We start from the raw sequence: 6,356 nt of genomic DNA on the forward strand, positions 1-6,356 counted from the left end.
TCGAATTGGAGAAGATGCGATATGCGTGATGTACTGTTTTTGCCTCTTTATGATAATATCGAATTAGTAGTGGCAGCGGATGGCTCGGCGGCAATTGGGGAGAAAGAGATGGATGCCGTACGCGCTCCGTATAATGTCGTTGCGTACTTTGCCGCGCGCGTTGCGTTGATGGAAGTATTGAGTGTTGGAGCAAAGCCGCACGCAGTGGTGCTGCAAAATTTCGTGAATGACGAAGCATGGGAGACGCTTTGCAGCGGCATTCGCCAGACGTGTGATGAATTGCGTATGGATGTTCCGATTGTCGGAAGCAGTGAGTCCAACTTTCCGACGCTGCAGTCCGCTGTTGGCATAACGGTTGTTGGTACGATACAAGCGGAGCGAAAACGGATCGGAATTACGCCGCCGGATGCGAATTTTGCCGTGATCGGGGAGCCGCTTGTCGGCGATGAAGTATTAAAGCGCAAAGAGCGGATGCTTTCTCTCTCTTTATTTCGGAAACTGTTAAACCAAACTGGCATTTATGAACTTGTGCCGATTGGTTCGAAAGGAATTGCTTACGAACTGCAGCAGTTGCTTCATGCTAACGGCTTTTCTGCTTCATCGTGCTCCTGCGCGCTGCCGCTTTCCGCTTCATCAGGCCCGGCCACTTCTCTATTGATCAGCTACCATTCTCATATCGAAGAAGAAATCAAAAAGGTTGCAAAAGATTTATTTTTTCCGCTCGAATTGCGCTTATAGATGAATATCGAGAAACAAAAAGGAAAAATATTCCGTAAATATTCTTCCTTTTTCTGCGAAGAAACTTTATGATAGTTGTGACGAAATGATTTGCCAAATCGACAGATGTAGGTAGAATGGGGAGGAGAAAGGATGGACTCCGTCTTTGAGGAGTTGTACGAAAAGTATCATGATGACATTTTTAATTTTTTATTTTATATGGTGCGAAATCGGGAACAGGCGGAAGATCTCGTTCAGGAAGTATACATAAAAGTATTGCGTTCGTATAAGCGTTTTAAAGGGAAAAGCAGCGAAAAGACATGGCTGTTATCCATCGCGCGCCACGTGGCCATCGATTTTTTTCGCAAACAAAAAAGTTGGCGGCGGAGAGTATCGGAAAAATTTGATTGGAACGATGACCAACTTTGCGACATACAGCCGCTCCCCGAGGAAATTGCGATTCAAAAAGAAGAAATTCAACTGATGTACCGCTGTTTAGAACGTTGCACCGTTGATCAGCAGCTTGTGATTATACTGCGCTTTATCCAGTCTTTATCGATTACGGAAACGGCAGAAACGTTAGGATGGACGGAAAGCAAAGTAAAAACGACGCAACACCGGGCATTAAAAGTGTTAAAAAGGTACATGGAGGAAGAAGCGGCGAAAGGAGGAAAACAACGTGAAAAAATTTCCGTGGAATGACGAATGCCTCCAGCATACGTTGCAACAAATGCCGATGATCAAAGATTATCGTTCGAAAGAAGAAGTGTATCGACGATTGGTGAAAGCAAGAAAAACAGCACGGTTGAAAGCGTGGTTTCTTCCATCGCTCGCCTCGGTCGTTGCCGCCATGATCGTTGTTGCTCTTAGTGTGTCAAGCCTTCCGATGAAAAAAGAGAGAGAAGAAAATGCAGAAAAATCGAATAAGCATATGATCACGTTACAGGCGGAACAACGTTCGAACGGGAGTCAACCGCTTTTGTCAGCGAATGAATACGATGACATTCCATCGCGGATTGTAACAAAAGCGGCATTGAATGGTCAAGATATCGCGGTAGTAGGGGTGCCTGATGAGCAATCTCAAGTTGTCATTCCGCTTAGCGTCCCGGTGAAAAAACATGAGTCGGTAAAACGGCAGTTGGAAACGGCGAAAACGCAAATTGACGAACAAACATGGGGAGTCTCAAAACGTTTGCTCAATGGGGTAACGATAGAACCTTCTCGGGAAAGCAAGCAAGTCTGGATTGTTCGCGTTTCCAAACAAAATCCGGTTTTTTCCGAAGGATTCACGAGCGAGACGATGTTTCTATCAAGCATTGAAGAAACGGTGCGCTGGATGGGCGGAAAGAAAATTCGTTTTTTCACTGAAAATAAGGAAGGAATGGAACTGAGTCACAGCGGTTATGTTCAGTCGATGAAAATTTTCAATAAGAAACGGGCGTATTATTTATATCAGCGAGGCCAGTCGCACCCGATATTTCTTGTTCCGTCGCCACAGCATTTTCCAACGTTTTTCGCGGCGTTAAAACAAATGAAAAAAGATGTAGGTGCATCAATGCGCTCCGCGATTCCGCAACGGGTCCACATTGAGAGAGTGGACGTGCGTCAAGATAACGTCGTTATTCGATTTGCCTTGGATTCGCAGCTTGACGCCTCTCCATCGACATACTGGATGGTCGAAGCGATTTTACTTACCGCTAAAGAGTTTGGTTTTCGCTCGGTGACGTTTATGGGCGGAAATGTAAAACGGATCGGTCCATATATATTTGGCAAGAAAATTGCTGTGCCCGTCGGCCCGAATCCGATTATGGTAACTTCGCCTGCAAGATAAGCGAGGCGGTGTTTTTCGGCAAAATAAAAATTATAGTTCTATTTGTTTCTTTTTTGACATAATACATATATGGTGGAAAAAATGACAAGGAGGATGAATGATGATGGGCGATGTGGTGAGACGTTTGCTAGTAGTGGCGGGGATGGCTGTTTGCATCCGGCTGTTATTTATGATCGGAATGACTGGATGACGTTGCGAAAATTCGTGAAAATGGTTGTCCTCTCCCATTTTCGTGCGATATAATGATAGAAAATAGTGGGAGGCGATCATCCAATGCTAACAGACTACCATAATCATTTGGAGCGTGGCACGTTGACGCTCGACTATTTGCGCAAATTTACCGATGAAGCGGCGCGCAAAGGAATTCAACATTTCGGCATATCTGAACATGCCTATCATTTTTACCAAACGAAAAATATTTTGTCGAATCCATGGGTGGACGAACGTCGCTATTATGATATGGCTGATTATGTTCGGCTTTTCCATGAAGCGTGGGATGCCGGCATTGATGTGAAAATGTCCATCGAAATGGACTATACGCCGGGAAAACATGAAGAGATGGCGAAATTTATTCAGTCATACGATTTTGATTATGTGATTGGCTCGATTCACTGGATTGATGATTTCGGCATTGATTTGGCGGAATATCGGAAAGAATGGGAACGTCGGGATTTATACGATACATATCGCAAATATTTTGACCAAGTTGTCACTTTAGCCGAATCGAACTTATTTGATATTATCGGTCATATTGATCTAGTCAAAATTTTTAAATATGTTCCGGAAGATGAAGAATTTTTGTTAGAGCAATATGACCGCGCCACAACAGCGCTTGCGAATTCAAAAACGTGCGTGGAAATTAGTACTGCCGGCTTGCGCAAGCCGGTTGGCGAGCTTTACCCTGATAAACGTTTATTGCAAATGTGTTATGATAAAGGGATTCCGATCGTCCTTTCATCCGACGCGCACGTTCCTGAACACGTAGGGGCGGATTATGATAAAGCGATTGCGCTAGCGAAAAGCGTCGGTTATACGGAGATCATGACATTTCAAAAAGGAGAAAGAAAAGCGGTTCCGCTTGGATGAAAAATGCGCTACATAATACAAAAAAGGAATGGGAATTTCCCATTCCTTTTTTTAATGAAAACTTATTACACTTCTACTCTTTTCGCTGTTTCAATGTCTTCAATTTCCGTTAATTTTTGCAGTAAAGCATCATCAATCGGTTTATCTAACGAAAGCATCATAATTGCTTTTCCGCCAGCTTGTTGGCGTCCAACTTGCATTGTGGCGATGTTCACTTGGTGCTCGCCGAGAATGTTTCCGACTTTTCCGATCATTCCTGGACGGTCTTGATGTTGGATGTAAAGAAGATGCCCTTCAGGCGCAAAATCGATCGTAAATCCGTCAAAATGAACGATGCGGTCGCCATAGTTTGGAATATGTGTGCCTTTAATCGTAAACGTTTTGTTTTCTCCTTGCACGGTAAGGGAAATGCAGTTGGCATAACCGTGCGTTTCATCGGAAAATTTTTCCCCGTACGTAATGCCTCGTTCTTTTGCGATCATCGCCGCGTTCACTTCGTTGACCGTCGAAGCGACTCGAGGCCGTAAAAATCCGGCGAGCAAGCTGCGCGTGATATACGTCGTTTCTAAATCGGCAACCGTTCCCGCATACGTGACGGATAGTTCTTGGACAGGAATATTCATATATTGTGATGCGATCATTCCCATTTTTTTCGCTAAATTGTAGAACGCTTGAATTTTTTCGTACACGTCTTTTGACAGTGTCGGTAGATTAATAGACGATGTCACTGGCTTTCCTTCTAAAAATTGCAATACTTCTTCGGCGACTTGTGTGGCGACGTTCAGCTGCGCCTCAACTGTCGAAGCGCCGAGATGCGGCGTGACGATGACATTGTCAAACGCAAACAGCGGGTGGTCGCCCGGCGGTTCTTGTTCAAATACGTCGAGAGCTACCCCTGCAACATGGCCGCTTTGGAGAAATGGAATCAATGCTTTTTCATCGATAATGCCGCCGCGGGCACAGTTGATAAGGTACACTCCTTTTTTCGTTTTCGCCAAATTCTTTTCGCCAAGAAGCCCTTTTGTTTCTTTCGTTAACGGAGTATGCACAGTGATAATGTCCGAGCAAGCAAGCACTTCGTCGAGCGTATGAATCGATACGCCGAGTTTTTCTGCGCGTTCTTTTGTCAAAAATGGGTCATATACGTGAACGATCATGCCGAACGCGCGCGCGCGTTTGGCCACTTCGGACCCGATGCGGCCAAATCCGATAATTCCTAAATGTTTTCCTTGCAATTCGGTTCCAACGAAAGCGGAGCGATTCCACTCGCGGGATTTCACAGAAACATGCGCTTGCGGAATATGGCGCACAAGTGCAGCCATCATCGCGAATGTATGTTCAGCGGCGGAAACCGTATTTCCGTTTGGCGCGTTAATGACGACGATTCCGCGTTTTGTTGCCGCTTCGACGTCGATATTGTCAACTCCCACACCAGCGCGTCCGATAATTTTTAAATTTGGCATTTTGGAAAGGAGTTCTTCTGTCACTTTCGTAGCGCTGCGAACAAGTAACGCGTCGAATTCATGAAGTCGATCTTCCGCTTCTGTTACCTTTTTCTGTACGATTTCAATTTGTTCGGATTTTCGTAGTGGGGCTAATCCTTCTTCGCTAATTGCGTCGGAAACTAAAATGCGAAACACGATGGTGAGCTCCTTTCTTATCAAGAATTTTAAATTTCTGATAATTTATCATAATAAAGCACGATCTGTCAATGAAATGATGAGAAGTCATACCAATGTAAACGTTTTTACCACGAAATGTTCGGATTTTCCTAACGAAAAACGCCCAAGCCGTCGTTCGTTTACTTGGGCGCCTTTTCTGCTATTTATTTTTGTTTTCATTGTAGCGGGCGATGCATTCGTCAATGAGTTTAGCAGCAGCTTCCGGACCTTCCCAAGCGCCGATTTCCGTCCGTTTTCCTTCCAAATCTTTATAACGTTCAAAGAAATGAGCAATTTCTTTTAGTTTATGTTGCGGAAGGTCTTCAATGCTGCGAACTTCGTTAAAACGTGGATCTTCGACAGGAACACCAATTAATTTCGCGTCCTCTTCACCGCTGTCGATCATGTTTAAATAACCGATGACGCGCGTGTCGATCACGCAGCCAGGGAATGTCGGGTTGGTTGTAATGACTAAAATGTCAAGCGGGTCGCCATCTAATGCAAGCGTGTTTGGCAAATATCCGTATTCTGCTGGATAAAACATTGGAGAGTATAGGACGCGGTCGAGCTTGAAAATGCCTCGTTCTTTGTCAAATTCGTATTTGTTTTGGCTTCCTGTCGGAATTTCGATAAATGCTTCAACAATTTTATTTTCGAATGCCACAACCATTTCCTCCTTTATATGTATATATGCGCTTCTATTATAGAATAGATGGTAAAGTGTAGCAACTATATAAATGAAACTGAGTCAGTCAAGACTTTGTGGGAACTTTTTTGGTTCGCTGAAAACAGATGTAAGTCATAGGTTAGCGAACCATTTTTTTGAATTTCATCCGTAAGCGCTTTCGGACTCTCATCCCTTGCCATGACAGACCGATATGTATACCTTTTTTTACCATCCCTTGAGTTCAGACAGGGCATGATAGATCGGAGTCCCGGACGATTGCTGTAAATATGGCACGTTATTCCGCGTTACCTCCGGAAGAAGACGGCGGACGCGTTGTTTCGCCTTGTTCACGACCGTCTGTTTGGTGGATGTCGTCGACGCCGTTTCCTCAGCC

General features: G+C 44.5%; 6 protein-coding genes and 1 pseudogene. 4 read left to right on the top strand and 3 right to left on the bottom strand.

From position 1 onward, the window contains the following. Nucleotides 1-21 precede the first annotated feature (21 nt). From BM278_RS09690 to BM278_RS09705, 4 genes are all read left to right on the top strand, one after another. A complete protein-coding gene (locus BM278_RS09690; protein WP_090949314.1) occupies nucleotides 22-738 on the top strand; it encodes an AIR synthase related protein in 717 nt (238 codons plus the stop codon). A 132-nt stretch (nucleotides 739-870) separates the two neighbouring features. Continuing rightward, nucleotides 871-1,419, top strand: a complete 549-nt coding sequence (gene sigX, locus BM278_RS09695) for an RNA polymerase sigma factor SigX (RefSeq protein ID WP_090949315.1) — start codon at nucleotides 871-873, stop codon at nucleotides 1,417-1,419. Next, complete coding sequence (locus tag BM278_RS09700) at nucleotides 1,397-2,548, top strand: UDP-glucose 6-dehydrogenase (protein ID WP_090949317.1); 1,152 nt, start codon at nucleotides 1,397-1,399, stop codon at nucleotides 2,546-2,548. The genes sigX and BM278_RS09700 overlap by 23 nt, the downstream gene beginning before the upstream one ends. 273 nt (nucleotides 2,549-2,821) lie before the next feature. Further along, on the top strand, nucleotides 2,822-3,634 hold the full coding sequence (locus BM278_RS09705) for a histidinol-phosphatase (protein WP_090949318.1): 813 nt from the start codon (nucleotides 2,822-2,824) through the stop codon (nucleotides 3,632-3,634). 65 nt (nucleotides 3,635-3,699) lie between these two features. On the opposite strand, the gene serA is transcribed toward BM278_RS09705, so the two are convergent. The 3 genes and pseudogenes from serA to BM278_RS18340 all read right to left on the bottom strand — a co-directional run. Next, the gene (serA, locus tag BM278_RS09710; RefSeq protein ID WP_090949320.1) at nucleotides 3,700-5,274 is read right to left on the bottom strand and encodes a phosphoglycerate dehydrogenase; all 1,575 of its coding nucleotides are present in this window, start codon (nucleotides 5,272-5,274) and stop codon (nucleotides 3,700-3,702) included. Between the two features lie 181 nt (nucleotides 5,275-5,455). Further along, nucleotides 5,456-5,959, bottom strand: coding sequence for an inorganic diphosphatase (locus BM278_RS09715; protein ID WP_090949322.1), 504 nt, complete (start codon nucleotides 5,957-5,959; stop codon nucleotides 5,456-5,458). A 228-nt stretch (nucleotides 5,960-6,187) separates the two neighbouring features. Beyond that, nucleotides 6,188-6,356, bottom strand: a pseudogene (locus BM278_RS18340) (UPF0236 family protein); the annotation flags it as partial.

It is taken from the genome of Parageobacillus thermantarcticus (assembly GCF_900111865.1).
GTDB lineage: Bacteria > Bacillota > Bacilli > Bacillales > Anoxybacillaceae > Parageobacillus > Parageobacillus thermantarcticus.

What these genes read in the sequence shown, in the direction of transcription:
- BM278_RS09690 (WP_090949314.1), top strand. Translation starts at nt 22, where the DNA reads ATGCGTGATGTACTGTTTTTGCCTCTTTATGATAATATCGAATTAGTA.
- sigX (WP_090949315.1), top strand. Translation starts at nt 871, where the DNA reads ATGGACTCCGTCTTTGAGGAGTTGTACGAAAAGTATCATGATGACATT.
- BM278_RS09705 (WP_090949318.1), top strand. Translation starts at nt 2,822, where the DNA reads ATGCTAACAGACTACCATAATCATTTGGAGCGTGGCACGTTGACGCTC.